Annotated in this window: 9 protein-coding genes and 1 pseudogene; 7 read left to right on the top strand and 3 right to left on the bottom strand. The window is 70.2% G+C overall.

The window, feature by feature from the left end; all coding sequences use genetic code 11:
• Nucleotides 1–521: 521 nt before the first annotated feature.
• Nucleotides 522–1184, bottom strand: coding sequence for a response regulator transcription factor (locus FHS42_RS13620; protein ID WP_184572464.1), 663 nt, complete (start codon nucleotides 1182–1184; stop codon nucleotides 522–524).
• Nucleotides 1185–1313: 129 nt separating this feature from the next.
• On the opposite strand from FHS42_RS13620, the gene FHS42_RS13615 reads away from it, so the two are divergent.
• Nucleotides 1314–2234 (top strand): PepSY domain-containing protein, encoded by a 921-nt coding sequence (locus FHS42_RS13615; RefSeq protein WP_184572463.1) that lies wholly within the window; start codon nucleotides 1314–1316, stop codon nucleotides 2232–2234.
• Nucleotides 2235–2370: 136 nt separating this feature from the next.
• Here the strand turns inward: FHS42_RS13615 and meaB are convergent, their stop codons facing one another.
• Both meaB and FHS42_RS13605 read right to left on the bottom strand, forming a co-directional pair.
• Nucleotides 2371–3327, bottom strand: coding sequence for a methylmalonyl Co-A mutase-associated GTPase MeaB (gene meaB, locus FHS42_RS13610; protein WP_184572462.1), 957 nt, complete (start codon nucleotides 3325–3327; stop codon nucleotides 2371–2373).
• Nucleotides 3328–3399: 72 nt separating this feature from the next.
• Nucleotides 3400–4602 (bottom strand): acetyl-CoA C-acetyltransferase, encoded by a 1203-nt coding sequence (locus FHS42_RS13605; protein ID WP_184572461.1) that lies wholly within the window; start codon nucleotides 4600–4602, stop codon nucleotides 3400–3402.
• A gap of 140 nt (nucleotides 4603–4742) precedes the next feature.
• Between FHS42_RS13605 and mce the strand changes: the two genes are divergently transcribed.
• The 6 genes and pseudogenes from mce (at nucleotide 4743) to FHS42_RS13575 (ending at nucleotide 14383) form a co-directional block, all read left to right on the top strand.
• The gene (gene mce, locus FHS42_RS13600; RefSeq protein WP_184572460.1) at nucleotides 4743–5183 is read left to right on the top strand and encodes a methylmalonyl-CoA epimerase; all 441 of its coding nucleotides are present in this window, start codon (nucleotides 4743–4745) and stop codon (nucleotides 5181–5183) included.
• A 177-nt stretch (nucleotides 5184–5360) separates the two neighbouring features.
• Nucleotides 5361–9395 (top strand): polarized growth protein Scy, encoded by a 4035-nt coding sequence (scy, locus tag FHS42_RS13595; protein ID WP_184572459.1) that lies wholly within the window; start codon nucleotides 5361–5363, stop codon nucleotides 9393–9395.
• A 115-nt stretch (nucleotides 9396–9510) separates the two neighbouring features.
• Nucleotides 9511–10449 (top strand): coiled-coil domain-containing protein, encoded by a 939-nt coding sequence (locus tag FHS42_RS13590; protein WP_184572458.1) that lies wholly within the window; start codon nucleotides 9511–9513, stop codon nucleotides 10447–10449.
• 368 nt (nucleotides 10450–10817) lie between these two features.
• A pseudogene (locus FHS42_RS13585) lies at nucleotides 10818–11783 on the top strand (ATP-binding cassette domain-containing protein); the annotation flags it as partial.
• 293 nt (nucleotides 11784–12076) lie between these two features.
• Nucleotides 12077–12847, top strand: coding sequence for an ABC transporter permease (locus FHS42_RS13580; RefSeq protein WP_184572457.1), 771 nt, complete (start codon nucleotides 12077–12079; stop codon nucleotides 12845–12847).
• Between the two features lie 189 nt (nucleotides 12848–13036).
• Nucleotides 13037–14383: an ABC transporter ATP-binding protein gene (locus tag FHS42_RS13575; RefSeq protein ID WP_184572456.1), complete on the top strand. Its 1347-nt coding sequence runs from the start codon at nucleotides 13037–13039 to the stop codon at nucleotides 14381–14383.
• The last annotated feature ends 52 nt before the right edge of the window (nucleotides 14384–14435 follow it).

Raw genomic sequence — 14435 nt, 5'->3', positions numbered from 1 at the left:
CTTCATCGGGGCTGTCAGTGCTGTCGGTGCTGTCGGTGCTGTCGGTGTCGCCGTCCCCCGCACCGTCGCTGTCGCTGTCGCTGTCACCGTCCCTGTCACCATCGGCATGGCCTTCGGTTTCCGCGCCGCGGGTGGGCGTGGGCGTCGAGGTGGGGGCGCGTTTTTGCTTGGGCGTGGGGGTTTCGGTCATGGTGGAGCGCTTGGGCGGCGCGGTGATCCGCACCGAGCCGGTGCCGGTGCCGGTGATGTGGGTGAGGTCCTCGCTGACGGCCCGTACCCGGCCGTCCTCATCCACGACCTGCACCGGCGGATCGTCGTCGAGCTCCAAGGCGGCGCCGGTCGCAAGGCGTGCCGCGACCTCTCGCGCGTGCACATCGGCCTGGAGATTGGCCTGTTCCCGCAGGTTGTCCCGGAGCACCGCGAGCAGTACGAAACCAGCCACCACCAACGCCAGGGCCACCACCACGCTGGCCCCGAGCGCAGCGCGCGCCCGGACCGACCCCAGCGCCCCGCGCAGCGCTCTAGGCACGGGCCACCAGCCGGTACCCGGCGCCGCGCACGGTGTCGATGAGCCCGCTACCGAGCTTGCGGCGCAGCGCGCTGATGTAGACCTCCACGATGTTCGGGTCTCCCTCGTACGCGAAGTCCCATACGTGCTCCAGGATGTCCGCCTTGGAGACCACCTCGCCCGCTCTGACGGCTAGTTGTTCAAGGACCGAGAACTCCCGGGCGGTGAGCGCTATTTCGGTGCCGTCGCGCTCCACGCGGCGCGCGGCCCGGTCCACGGACAGCGCACCCACTCGCAGCACGGGTGAGGCCCCGGTGCCCCGGCGGCGCAGCAGCGCCCGTACCCGCGCGAGCAGCACGACGTAGGAAAAGGGCTTGGTCAGGTAGTCGTCCGCGCCGGTGTCGAGCCCCTCGGCCTCGTCGTATTCGCCGTCCTTGGCGGTCAACATCAAGATCGGCACCTCGTGGCCAGCGGCGCGCAGTGCGGCGCAGATCCGGTAGCCGTTCATGCCGGGCAGCATGATGTCGAGGACGACCAGGTCGTACGCGCCCTCGCTCGCCCGGTGCAGCCCGCTGACCCCGTCGTGCACCACATCCACGGCGAAACCCTCCGCCGTCAGACCCTTGGCCAACGACAGAGCAAGCCGCTTCTCGTCCTCCACGATCAACAGGCGCATGCGCACAGCCTCGCAAACCGAACCTGAAGATCCCTTCAGCCGGCTTCAGGTTCTCTTCAGCGTCGCTCCGTCAGCGTGGGACACGTCAACGGATCGACCCAGCTCCACCCGTTTCATCAGGAGGCACTCATGAAGCGCAACCTCGTCATCGCAACCGTCGCGGCAGCGGCCCTGATCGGCGGCGGCACGGCCTCCGCGGTCGCCTTCACCGGCGACGGCGACGGCGGGCCCGCCCGCCAGTCACAGGCCGCCGACACCGACCACGCAGATGACGACGGCGCCGATGGCAGTGATGGCGGCGATGGCGGCGATGGCGGCGACCAAGCCGATGGGGACGACCAGGCGGCCGGTGACGAGGACCGCGGGGACGACGGGGCCCACAGCGAACGCGCCGATGGCGACGACGGGGACGACGACGGTACGGACGACGCGGAGGACAGCACAGAGGACGCAGCCGACCGGCGCGAGGATGCAGCCGAGGATAAGGCCCAGCGGGACGCTCGGGTGACCGTGCGTGCGGCGGTGGATGCCGCGCTGAAGGCGACGCCCGGCGCCGTGGTCTCCATCGACCTCGACGCCGACGACGGCGCCCGCGCCGTCTGGGACGTGGACCTCTACGGCAAGGACGGCCGCTGGCACGACCTGACGCTCGACGCCAACACCGCGAGGGTGCTGCACCAGCACGTTGCCCACGAGGACGACGCCGCCGCGCTCAAGGACGGTTTGCAGCGGGCGAAGGTCTCCGCCGCCGAGGCCGCGGACGATGCCCTACGGACCGTGCCGGGCACGGTGACATCGGCGGAGCTCGATGACGATGACAGGGTGACGGCCTGGGACGTGGATGTCCTCGACAAGGACGGCAAGAAGCACGAACTGCGCGTGGACCTGGCGTCCGGGAAGGTGTCACAGCACCCGGAGGACCACGACGACGCGTACGACGACGATGACAGCGCCAGCAACAGCGTTAGCGACAGTGTTGACAGTGTTGACAGTGTTGACGGCGTTGACAGTGTTAGCAGTGTTAGCGACAACAGCGGCGACAACGACTGATCGCCCACCGCGGACCATCGGCAGGCCACGGCTGACAGTCCCCCGTCTGATGGCCGGGCAGCCGATTCACCGGTGCCGGGCGAGCTGCCACGCAGCTCGCCCGGCACCACACCCAGTAGCCCCCGGGGGCTACCCGCTATCCCTTCGTGATGCCCGCGATCAGTTCGTCCGCCGCCGCGTACGGGTCCAACTCGCCCCGGGCGATGCGCTCGGCGAGGGCGCCCAAGCGCCGGTCGCCGCGTAGATCGCCGATCCGCTCACGCAGTGCCGTGACCGCGATCGTCTCCACCTCGTGGGCGGCGCGTGCGCGCCGCCGCTCGGCGAGGACGCCCCGCTCCTCCATCCACGCGCGGTGCTTCTCCAGCGCCTCCACGACCTCGTCCACGCCCTGCGCGCGAGCCGCGATGGTCTTGACGATCGGGGGCCGCCAGTCACCGGCGGCGCGGGCCTCGCCGAGGCCGAGCATGTGGTTCAGCTCCCTGACGGTGGCGTCGGCGCCATCGCGGTCGGCCTTGTTGACCACGTACACATCGCCAATCTCCAGGATTCCGGCCTTCGCCGCCTGGATGCCGTCCCCCATGCCGGGCGCGAGCAGAACCACGCTGGTATCGGCCTGGGAGGCGATCTCCACCTCCGACTGGCCGACGCCCACGGTCTCCACGAGGATCACCTCGCAGCCCGCCGCGTCCAGCACCCGGATGGCCTGCGGCGCGGACCAGGCCAGACCGCCGAGGTGGCCGCGGGTGGCCATGGACCGGATGTAGACGCCGGGGTCGGACGCGTGGTCGCTCATCCGCACCCGGTCGCCGAGCAGCGCGCCGCCGGAGAACGGCGACGACGGATCGACGGCCAGCACCCCGACCCGCTTGCCGATCTTGCGGTACGCGGTGACCAGCGCCGAGGTCGAGGTGGACTTGCCGACCCCGGGCGAGCCGGTCAGGCCCACCACGTAGGCGCCACCGGTGAGCGGCGCCAGCGCCGCCATCACCTCACGCAGTTGCGGGGAGGCCCCTTCCACCAGGGAGATCAGCCGGGCCACCGCGCGCGGCTTGCCCTGCCTCGCTTGCTCTACCAGGTCAGGGACGTCCACCATCGTGCCGCTCTCCTTCTGCTTGTACGGGCCGGGTCGGCCGAGGGGACCGGCCGCGAATCTGGCTGACCCCGATTACCTCTTCGGGACGCGAAGGATCAGCGCATCGCCCTGACCGCCACCGCCACACAGCGCCGCCGCGCCCACGCCACCGCCGCGCCGCTTGAGTTCGAGGGCCAGGTGCAGCACCAGCCGGGCACCGGACATGCCGATCGGATGGCCAAGGGCAATGGCGCCACCATTCACGTTCACCTTTTCGGCGGAAACTCCCAGGTCCTTCATTGACTGGAAGGTGACCGATGCGAACGCCTCGTTGATCTCGACCAGATCGAGGTCCGCGGCGGTCAGACCCTCCTTGCCGAGGGCGTGGTTGATGGCATTCGACGGCTGCGACTGAAGCGCGTTGTCCGGGCCCGCGACATTGCCGTGGGCGCCGATCTCGGCGATCCATTCCAGGCCCAGCTCCTCGGCCTTGGCCCGGCTCATCACGACGACGGCCGCGGCGCCATCGGAGATCTGCGACGAGCTGCCGGCGGTAATGGTGCCGTCCTTGGTGAACGCTGGGCGAAGTTTGGCCAGACCTTCGACGGTGGTGTCGCTGCGAATACCCTCGTCCTGGCTGAAGACCACCGGCTCACCCTTGCGCTGCGGGATCTCCACGGGGGTGATCTCGGCCTCGAACAAGCCGTTCTTCTGCGCCGCTGCGGCCCGCTGGTGCGACCGGGCGGATATCTCGTCCTGCTCGGCGCGGCCGATGCCAAGGCGCGTGTTGTGCTGCTCGGTGGACTCCCCCATCGGGATGTTGTCGTACGCGTCAACGAGGCCGTCGTGGGCCATCGTGTCCAGCATTTGAACAGCGCCGTATTTGAAACCCTCGCGGGACTTGGGCAGCGCGTGCGGCGCGTTGGTCATCGACTCCTGGCCGCCCGCCACGATGATGTCGAACTCCCCGGCGCGGATGAGCTGGTCGGCGAGCGCGATCGCATTGAGCCCGGAGAGGCAGACCTTGTTGATGGTGAGCGCGGGAACGCTCATCGGGATGCCCGCCTTCACGGCCGCCTGTCGGGCCGGGATCTGGCCGGCGCCGGCCTGGAGCACCTGGCCCATGATTACGTATTGCACCTGGTCACCGCCGATGCCGGCGCGGTCGAGCGCGGCCTTGATGGCCACGCCACCGAGGTCGGCTCCGGAGAAGGTGCGCAGCGAGCCAAGGAGGCGGCCCTGGGGCGTACGGGCGCCCGCGACGATCACAGAGGTGGTGTCGGTCGTTCCAGTCATGGTGCGGCCTCTTCGCAAGCGTCAGGGATGTTAACGAGGGTTTCCGTCAATGTACTGAGCGGTACCCGACAGGTCACCGGCCCGAAGGTGTGATCGCTGGCACGTTGCGTAACCGGCTGTGCGAGCGGTGCACTGGGGTAATGCTGACGAGAATCGACCACATCGGGATCGCCTGCTTCGACCTCGACAAGACCGTCGAGTTCTACCGTGCCACGTACGGGTTCGAGGTGTTCCACTCCGAGGTCAACGAGGAGCAGGGCGTACGCGAGGCCATGCTCAAGATCAACGAGACGTCCGATGGCGGCGCGTCCTACCTCCAACTCCTCGAACCGACCCGCGAGGACTCCGCGGTCGGCAAGTGGCTGGCGAAGAACGGCGAGGGCGTGCATCACATCGCCTTCGGGACCGCCGATGTGGACACGGACGCGGCGGACATCCGCGACAAGGGCGTCCGCGTACTGTACGAGCAGCCGCGCCGCGGCTCGATGGACTCACGGATCACGTTTTTGCACCCCAAGGACTGCCACGGTGTACTGACAGAACTAGTCACCTCCGCATCTCCTGGCCAGACCGAACACTGACTCACCCCTTCCCCGGCCGGTAGAGTGCAGGCTTGGCCGGGGTGCGGGTTGGGGGCTCGGCCCATGTCATGCCGATGATCTGACACCATTTCTTCGGAAGGGCCAGCTCCGGGCACCACCCAGCACGCGGGGCGGGGCAGGCCACCGACGCGACCAGGGGACGGATGGGACCGCGCAGTGCGGGGCTACGACCGCTACGAGCCTGACGATCACCTTTCGCAGTTCGAAGCCGAGATGGAACGGCTGAAGACCGAGCGGGAGAAGGCCGTCCAGCACGCCGACGACCTCGGCTATCAGGTGGAAGTCCTGCGCGCCAAGCTGCACGAGGCGCGCCGCACCATCGCGTCCCGGCCCGCGTACGACACCGCTGATCTCGGCTACCAAGCCGAACAGCTCCTGCGCAACGCCCAGGCACAGGCCGATCAGCTCCGTGCGGACGCCGAGCGCGAACTGCGCGATGTGCGCGCGCAGACCCAGCGGCTCCTGCAAGAGCAGGCCGAGCGGCAGTCGCGCCTTGAGGCCGAGTTGCACTCCGAGGCGGTCGCCCGCCGCCAGCGTCTCGATGAGGAGCTGGCGGAGCGGCGCGCGACCGTCGAGTCCCACGTCAACGAGAACGTGGCGTGGGCGGAGCAACTGCGAGCTCGCAGCGAGGCGCAGGCCAGGCGGCTTCTCGATGAGTCGCGGGCCGAGGCCGAGCAGGCGCTCGCCTCTGCGCGCACCGAGGCGCAGCGACTGGCCGAGCAGGCCAGGGAACGGCTCAACTCGGAGGTGGAGAGCGCCCGCTCGGAGGCGGATGCGATCTTGCGCCGGGCCCGTACCGATGCCGAACGGCTGCTGAACGCCGCGTCCACGCAGGCCCAAGAGGCCACCGATCACGCCGAACAGCTCCGCACCACGACCACCACCGAGTCCGAGCAGGCCCGCCGCGAGGCCGCCGAGTTGACCCGGGGCGCCGAGCAGCGCATGCAGGAGGCCGACACGGCGTTGCGCGAGGCGCGCGCCGAGGCCGACAAGCTGGTCAACGGGGCCAAGGAGGCGGCATCAGCGCGCCTTTCGGCCGCCGAGTCGGACAACGAGCAACGCACCCGCACCGCGAAGGCGGAGATCGCCCGGCTGGTCGGCGAGGCGACCAAGGAGGCCGAGGCGCTCAAGGCCGAGGCCCAGCAGCTTCGGGACGACGCCCGTACCGACTCCGAACGCCTGGTCGCCGAGGCGCAGGAGAAGGCACGCGCCGAGGCCGCCGAGGACGCCGCCGCGCAGTTGGCCAAGGCGGCTCGTACGGCCGAGGACGTGCTGACCAAGGCCGCCGATGACGCCAAGGCCACCACCAAGGCGGCTGCCGCCGAGGCCGAGCGGATCAGGACCGAGGCGGAGAGCGAGGCGGACCGGCTGCGGGAGGCGGCGCACGACACCGCGGCGCAGCTCAAGGGCGCGGCCAAGGACGACACCAAGGAGTACCGCGCCAAGACCGTCGAGCTCCAGGAGGAGGCCAGGCGGCTGCGCGGGGAGGCCGAGCAGCTGCGGGCCGAGGCCGTCGCCGAGGGCGAGAAGATTCGCGGCGAGGCCCGCCGGGACGCGGTGCAGCAGATCGAGGAGGCGGCCAAGACCGCCGAGGAGCTGCTCACCAAGGCCAAGGCGGACGCCGCCGAGAGCAGGGCCGGCGCGACCGCCGAGAGCGAGCGGGTACGCACCGAGGCCAGCGAGCGCGCCGCGGCGCTGCGTAAGCAGTCCGAGGAGGCCCTGGAGCGCGCCCGGGGCGAGGCCGAGGACCTGGTAGCCGCCGCCGATGAGGGCGCCGGCAAGATCAGGTCCGAGGCAGCGGAGGCGGCCCAGCGGCTGCGCGAGGAGGCCGAGCGATCGGCCGCCGAGCGGCGTGCCGAGGCCGAGGTCGAGCTCACGCGGCTGCACAGCGAGGCCGAGCAGCGGGTCAGCGCCGCCGAGGAGGCGCTGCGCGAGGCGCGTGCCGAGGCCGAGCGGCTGCGCCGCGAGACGACCGAGGAGACGGAGCGGCTGCGCGCCGAGTCCGTGGAGCGGCTGCGCGCGCTCCAGGAGCAGGCCGAGGCGGAGTCCCAGCGGCTGCGGGACGAGGCGTCGGCGGATGCCTCAAGCGCCCGCGCGGAGGGCGAGGCGATTGCGGTACGGCTGCGCAGCGAGGCCGCGGCGGAGGCGGAGCAACTGCGCACGGATGCGCAGGAGAGCGCCGACCGGGTACGGGCCGAGGCGAAGGCGGCGGCCGAGCGGCTTGCCGCCGAAGCGGCCGAGGCGCTGTCGGCAGCACAGGACGAGGCGGCCCGCCGCCGCCGGGAGGCCGAGGAACTGCTCGGCGACGCCCGCAGCGAGGCCCAGCGCGAGCGCGAGCGGGCCCAGGAACAGAGCGAGGAACTGCTGGCGTCGGCCCGTAAGCGGGTCGCTGAGGCGCAGGCCGAGGCGCAGCGCCTTAGCGACGAGGCGGAGCAGCGGGCAACCGAACTGGTCTCGACCGCCGAGCAGACCGCCCAGCAAGTACGGGACACGGTCGCGGGCCTTCAGGAGCAGGCCGAGCAGGAGATCGCCGGGCTGCGCTCGGCCGCCGAGCACGCGGCGCAGCGCACCCGCACCGAGGCGCAAGGGGAGTCGGACCGGGTCCGCGCCGATGCGTACGACGAGCGGGAGCGGGCCTCCGCCGACGCGGCGCGGGTGCGTCGGGAGGCGCGCGAGGAGTCCGACGCCGCCAAGGCGCTCGCCGAGCGCACGGTCTCGGAGGCCATCGAGGAGTCGGAACGAGCGCGCGCCGAGGCCCGCGCGGAGGCCGACCAGCTTCGTAGCAACGCGGCCCAGCAGGTCGATACGTTGGTCACGGAGGCGACGAAGGAGGCCAACCGCCTGGTCGCCGACGCCACCGCCAAGGGCCAGCGGTTGCGTACGGAGGCGGCGGACGCCCTCGCGGCGGCCGAGCAGGATGCCGCGCGATCGCGCGCCGAGGCCAGGCAGGACGCCAACCGGCTGCGTTCGGACGCCGCACAGCAGGCCGACCGGCTCATCGCCGAGGCGACGAAGGAATCCGAGAAGCTCGTCGGCGACGCGGCCAAGGAGGCCGAGCGGCTGCGGGCCGAGGTGACCGCCGAGACCCAGCGGATGCAACGCGCAGCGGCCGAGACGACGGCCGCCGCGCGGCAGGAGGCCGATCGCACGGTGGACGAGGCGCGCGAGGCCGCGGGCCAGCGCCGGGCCGAGGCCGCCGAGCAGGCGGACCGGCTGGTGGCCGGCGCGACCAAGGAAGCCGATCGGCTACGGGCGGACGCGGCGGCCACGGTCACCTCGGCACAGGAGCACGCCACGCGCACCCGCGTCGCATCCGAGAAGATCAAAACGCGCGCCCAGGAAGAGGCGGAGCGCCTGCTCGCCAAGGCACAGGTCGAGTCGGAACGCACGGTGGACGAGGCCAGGGCGGCGGCGGCCAAGCGCCGCGGCGAGGCGGCCGAGCAGGCCGACCAACTCATCGCCGGGGCCCAGGAGGAGGCGCTGCGGTCGGCGACCGAAGCCGAGGAGCGCGCCGACACCATGGTGGGCGTGGCCCGCAAGGAGGCCGACCGGATCGTCGCCGAGGCGAACGCCGAAAGTAACCGGCTGGTGGAGAAGGCGCGTACGGACGCCAACACCATGCTGACCGAAGCCCGCGGCGACGCGACGGCCATAAGAGAGCGGGCCGAAGAGTTGCGGACCCGGATCGAGGGCGAGGTCGAGGAGTTGCACGACCGGGCCCGCCGGGAATCCGGTGAGGCGCTCAAGTCCGCGGCCGAGCGTGCGGATAGGCTCGTCAAGGCGGCGGAAGAACAGCTCGCTGAGGCCGAAAAGAAGGCCAAGCAACTGTTGTCGGACGCGAACAGCGAGGCAAGTAAGGTTCGGATCTCCGCGGTCAAGAAGGCCGATGGGTTGATCCGAGAAGCCGAGTCGAAGAAGACCACAGCAGTACGCGATGCTGAACGCTTGCGTACCGAGGCCGCCGACGAGGCAAAGCGAATGGTCGATGACGGTAAGCATGAGCTGGAGTTGCTCGTACGCCGCCGCAAAGACATCAACACGGAGATTTCTCGCGTCCAGGATGTGCTGGAAGCCCTCGAATCCTTCGAGGCGCCAGCGCCTGGCAGCGGGAGTGGCAAGGACAACGGGGGCGCAAAAACAGCGGCGGGGGCGGGCGCAACTCGTTCAAGTGGCAAGCAGTCTGACGGCTAGCCACTCAAATGAGGGGTCATTCTCCAGATCAAACGGGCAATGACTCGAAGACACGCCGTCCGCACCCCTAGGATTCTCTCTATCACCTCACCGGTCTTCTTTCGACAGGAACCCCATGAGCGACACTTCCTCCCCCTTCGGCTTCGAGCTCGTGCGGCGTGGATACGACCGCGGTCAGGTGGACGACCGCATTACCAAGCTCGTCGCCGACCGAGACAGCGCCCTGGCACGCATCACCTCCCTGGAAAAGCGCATCGAGGAGCTGCACCTCGAAACGCAGAACGCGCAAGCCCAGGTCAATGACTCCGAGCCGTCCTACGCGGGACTCGGTGCGCGCGTGGAGAAGATCCTGCGGCTCGCCGAGGAGGAGGCCAAGGACCTGCGCGAGGAGGCCCGCCGCGCCGCCGAGCAGCACCGCGAGCTGGCCGAGTCCGCCGCGCAGCAGGTGCGTAACGACGCCGAATCGTTCGCCTCCGAGCGCAAGTCGAAGGCCGAGGACGAGGGCGCGCGGATCGTCGAGAAGGCGAAGTCCGACGCGAGCACGCTGCGCACCGACGCGCAGAAGGACGCGCAGACCAAGCGCGAGGAGGCGGACTCCCTCTTCGAGGAGACCCGCGCCAAGGCCGCACAGGCCGCCGCAGACTTCGAGACCAACCTGGCCAAGCGCCGCGAGCAGTCCGAGCGTGACCTGGCGTCGCGTCAGTCCAAGGCGGAGAAGCGACTCGCGGAGATCGAGCACCGCGCCGAGCAGCTTCGCCTGGAGGCCGAGAAGCTGCGTACGGACGCGGAGCGCCGGGCCCGGCAGACCGTGGAGACCGCGCAGCGGCAGGCCGAGGACATCGTGGCCGACGCCAACGCCAAGGCCGACCGCGTCCGCAGCGAGTCCGAGCGCGAGCTGGCGGCGCTCACCAACCGCCGCGACAGCATCAACGCGCAGCTCACCAACGTCCGCGAGATGCTGGCCACGCTCACGGGTGCGGCGGTCGCAGCGGCCGGTTCCCCGACTGAGGATGAGTCGATGCAGCGCGGCGTTCCGGCGCAGCAGAGCCGCTGACACACTGTCGGCACGCCGCGTACCGGCGCCGGTCGGAGCCTCTTTGCTCTGGGGCGGCGCCGGGGCGGGTGCCGGTCCAGCCCGTCGAGACGGGCACTTGGTACGAGCGCAGGCAGTTCGCTGGGGTCCAGCGGCTTGTCGGCGGCCATCGGACGGGCGCGGTCACCGGTGGCAGATGACGGCGATGACGCTCGGAAGCGAGCGGTTCGCGCAGGTAGTCGGCCGATGGCTGGCCGGTAGCCGAAAGGTATCCAGTCGGTTGTGACCCCGAAACGCTCAGCAAACGGCGCCTCGCACCACGGAAAGTGGTGCGAGGCGCCGTTGCCGTGGGGTGGCGTGTGAGCCGTGCGGCCCTTAGCGTGGCCTGCATGATCGAGCTTGTGGGGTTGACCAAGCGCTACGGCGACAAGCTCGCCGTGGATCGGCTGACGTTCACCGTGCGCCCCGGGATCGTCACCGGATTTCTGGGGCCGAACGGGGCGGGGAAGTCCACGACGATGCGGATGATGCTCGACTTGGACAATCCCACGGCCGGAGATGTCCGTATTGATGGCAAGCACTACCGACAGCTGCACGAACCGCTCAAGCACATCGGTGCGCTGCTCGACGCGAAGGCCATGCACGGCGGGCGCAGCGCGTACAACCATCTGCTGTGTCTCGCGCAGAGCAACGGCATTCCGACGAGCCGGGTCAGCGAGGTGTTGGACACGGTCGGCCTCTCCTCGGTCGCGAAGAAGCGTTCCAAGGGCTTTTCGCTCGGTATGGGCCAGCGGCTCGGCATAGCCGGGGCCTTGCTGGGCGACCCCGAGATACTGATGTTCGACGAGCCGGTCAATGGCCTCGACCCCGAGGGCATTCACTGGATTCGCCACCTGATGAAGAACCTGGCCGCACAGGGACGTACGGTGTTCGTCTCCAGCCACTTGATGAGCGAAATGGCGCTCACCGCCGACCACTTGGTGGTCATCGGGCAGGGCAAGTTGATGGCCGACACGTCGATGTCGGAGTTCATCGCGCAGAACTCGCGCTCGTACGTACGGGTGCGCACGCCCGATCACGAGCGGATGCGTGAGGCGCTGTCGGAGGCGGGTTACTCGGCGCTGGTCGCGGTGGACGGCGCCCTTGAGGTGGACCGTGCCGACCCGGCGCAGCTCGGCGAGTTGGCCGCGCGCCACCAGGTCGTCCTGCATGAGCTGAGCCCCCAGCGGGCGTCGCTCGAAGAAGCGTTCATGCAGCTCACGGCGGAGTCGGTGGAGTACCACGCGCACTCGGGGCCGACGGGGGCACATCCGCTCGTGCCGGGTGCCCCTTACGGCGGCCCGCTACCGGGTGGACCGCAGGCCCAGCCGGTGCCTCCTGGGGCGGCTGTGCCGCCGGGGGTTGTGCCGCCGGGGGTTGTGCCGCCGGGGCCTCCCGGCAGCGCGATGCCGCCGAGTGCGCCGCCGATGCCACCGGGCGGCGGGCAGGTGCCACCGGGCGGCGGATACCCGCCTCCGGGTTACCCACAGCAGGGGCCGGACTCTCCACCGGGCCAACCTGGCCAACCTGGCCAACCGGGGCCCGGGCAGCAAGGCGGCCAGTCGGGCGGCTGGGGAGCTGACTGGCAGCGGAAGAAGGGGTCCTGACGATGGCGGTCGCAACGCAGGTACTCAGGTCCGAGTGGACCAAGATCAGGTCGGTGCGTTCCACGGTCTGGACCATGGCGCTGGCGCTGGTGGTGACGGTGGCCCTGTCCATGTTGATCAGCGCCGTGAGCAAGAATGAATTCGACGACATGTCTCGCCAGGACAAGCTCGAATTCGATCCGACGCAGATCAGCTTCGCCGGCATCGGCCTCGGCCAGCTTGCATTGATCGTCTTCGGTGTGCTCGTGGTCTCCAACGAATACAGCACCGGCATGATCCGCACCTCGCTCGCGGCGGTCCCGCAGCGCTTCACCTTCCTCTTCAGCAAGATCGCCGTGGCCACGCTGCTGGCGTTCGTGGTCGGCCTTGTCATCAGCTTCCTCAGCTTCTTCGCGGGCCAGGCCATGCTCGGCGACCACAAGGCGGCACTCGGCGACTCGGGCGTCATGCGAGCGTTGCTCGGCAGCGCGATCTATATGACCCTGATCACGGTATTCGCGATGGGTGTCACCGCGATGTTGCGCAGCCCGATGCTCTCGCTCGGCATTTTGATGCCGTTCTTCTTCCTCATCTCGAACATCCTGGGCAACGTCTCGGCAACCGAGAAGGTCGGCCAGTATCTGCCCGACCAGGCGGGCTCACGCATCATGCAGGTGGTGGAGACCGGCGACGACGCCCCGTACGGGCCCTGGGGCGGCATCTTCATCATGGCGCTGTGGGTACTCGCGGCCCTGGTAGGCGGCTATATCTCGCTGAAGAAGCGGGATGCCTAAGCGCCGCGTACGACACGAGTGGCATTGATGGCCAGCCACCGCAAGGGCCAGTGCTGCGGTGCCGGTGTGCCGGGCCTCACATCGATCGCGGCAGAAGTGGAACCGTCAGCTCACCGTTATCCTCCTAACCCTCACGGGGGCGTCCCGCCAATTGGTTGACGTCCCGACGATCTCGCGAGGGGCGGAGAATTGATCGAGGCAGTCGGCCTGACGAAGCGCTACGGCGCCAAGACGGCCGTGCACAACCTGTCCTTCCAGGTGCGGCCAGGCGCCGTCACCGGTTTCCTGGGCCCCAACGGCTCCGGCAAATCGACGACCATGCGCATGATCCTGGGCCTCGACGAGCCGACCGCGGGTCAGGTCACGGTGGGCGGTTATCCGTTCCGCCGGCTGCCGAACGCCCCGCGGCAGGTCGGCGCGCTCCTCGACGCCAAGGCCGTGCACGGTGGCCGCAGCGCGCGTCACCATCTGCTGTGCCTCGCGCAACTCTCCGGCATCCCGGCCCGCCGGGTGGACGAGGTGCTCGGCGTGGTCGGGCTCCAGGAGGTGGCCAAAAAGCGGTCCAAGAGCTTCTCGCTCGGCATGGGCCAACGGCTCGGCATCGCGGCGGCCCTGCTCGGCGATCCGCAGGTACTCCTCTTCGACGAGCCGGTCAACGGTCTCGACCCGGAGGGCATCCTGTGGGTGCGTAACCTCATGAAACAGCTCGCAGCCGAGGGCCGTACGGTCTTCGTCTCCAGCCACCTGATGAGCGAAATGGCGCTTACCGCGGACCATCTGATCGTCATCGGCCGTGGTCAGCTGCTCGCCGATATGAGTGTGACCGACTTCATTTCGGCCAACTCTGCCGACTTCGCCCGGGTACGCACCCCGGACACCGAGCCGCAACAGCGCGAGAAGCTGTTGGCCGCCCTCGCCGAGGCTGGCGGGCAGGTGCAGCCCGAGCAGGACGGCGCGCTGCGGGTCTCCGGAATTCCGCTGCCACGGATCAGCGACCTCGCACACGGTGCGGACATCCGGCTGTGGGAGCTGTCGCCGCACCGGGCTTCGCTGGAAGAGGCGTACATGCGCATGACGCAGGGCGCCGTGGACTACCGCTCAACGCAGGATCTACGCGCTGGGCTCCAGCAGGGCCTCGCGCCGGGCCAGCCGGTCCAGCCCGGGCCCCCGCAGGGCTGGGGCCACCCCGCGCCGCAGGGGCCCGGCATGGCCCCCGGCCAGCCGAACCCCTACGCGTCCGGCCCACCGCACCCGTACGCCCCGGGCCAGCAGCCCTACCCGGCGCAGCAGCCAGGCCCCGCCGCAGCGGCCCCAGGTCAGCCACTGCCGCAGCAGCCGACGCCGCACCAGCCACCGCCCCAGCAGGCGGCCGGTGGCTCGCCGCGCACCACGCAGTTGCGCGCCCTGCCGGACCAGCCGACTGCTCCGAGCCCGTACGAGGCCGCAGCCCCCTCCGCCCCGGCCCCCTCCCCCGCGGCGCAGCCGCCCGCCGCCCCCGCCGACCTGAACAAGCGCGACAACGAGGACGCCCGATGACCACCCCTCAGCAGCCGCAGGGCACCCCCGCCGCGCAGCCCCCGGCAGCGCC

The sequence above is a fragment of the Streptomyces zagrosensis genome (assembly GCF_014203645.1).
Classification (GTDB): Bacteria; Actinomycetota; Actinomycetes; order Streptomycetales; family Streptomycetaceae; genus Streptomyces; species Streptomyces zagrosensis.
This window is presented reverse-complemented; position numbering and strand designations above follow the sequence as displayed.

Bases quoted from the DNA above. Each gene is read 5' to 3' on its own strand.
- FHS42_RS13615 (WP_184572463.1), top strand. From the start codon at position 1,314: ATGAAGCGCAACCTCGTCATCGCAACCGTCGCGGCAGCGGCCCTGATC.
- mce (WP_184572460.1), top strand. From the start codon at position 4,743: ATGCTGACGAGAATCGACCACATCGGGATCGCCTGCTTCGACCTCGAC.
- FHS42_RS13590 (WP_184572458.1), top strand. From the start codon at position 9,511: ATGAGCGACACTTCCTCCCCCTTCGGCTTCGAGCTCGTGCGGCGTGGA.
- FHS42_RS13620 (WP_184572464.1), bottom strand. From the start codon at position 1,184: ATGCGCCTGTTGATCGTGGAGGACGAGAAGCGGCTTGCTCTGTCGTTG.
- FHS42_RS13580 (WP_184572457.1), top strand. From the start codon at position 12,077: ATGGCGGTCGCAACGCAGGTACTCAGGTCCGAGTGGACCAAGATCAGG.
- FHS42_RS13605 (WP_184572461.1), bottom strand. From the start codon at position 4,602: ATGACTGGAACGACCGACACCACCTCTGTGATCGTCGCGGGCGCCCGT.
- meaB (WP_184572462.1), bottom strand. From the start codon at position 3,327: ATGGTGGACGTCCCTGACCTGGTAGAGCAAGCGAGGCAGGGCAAGCCG.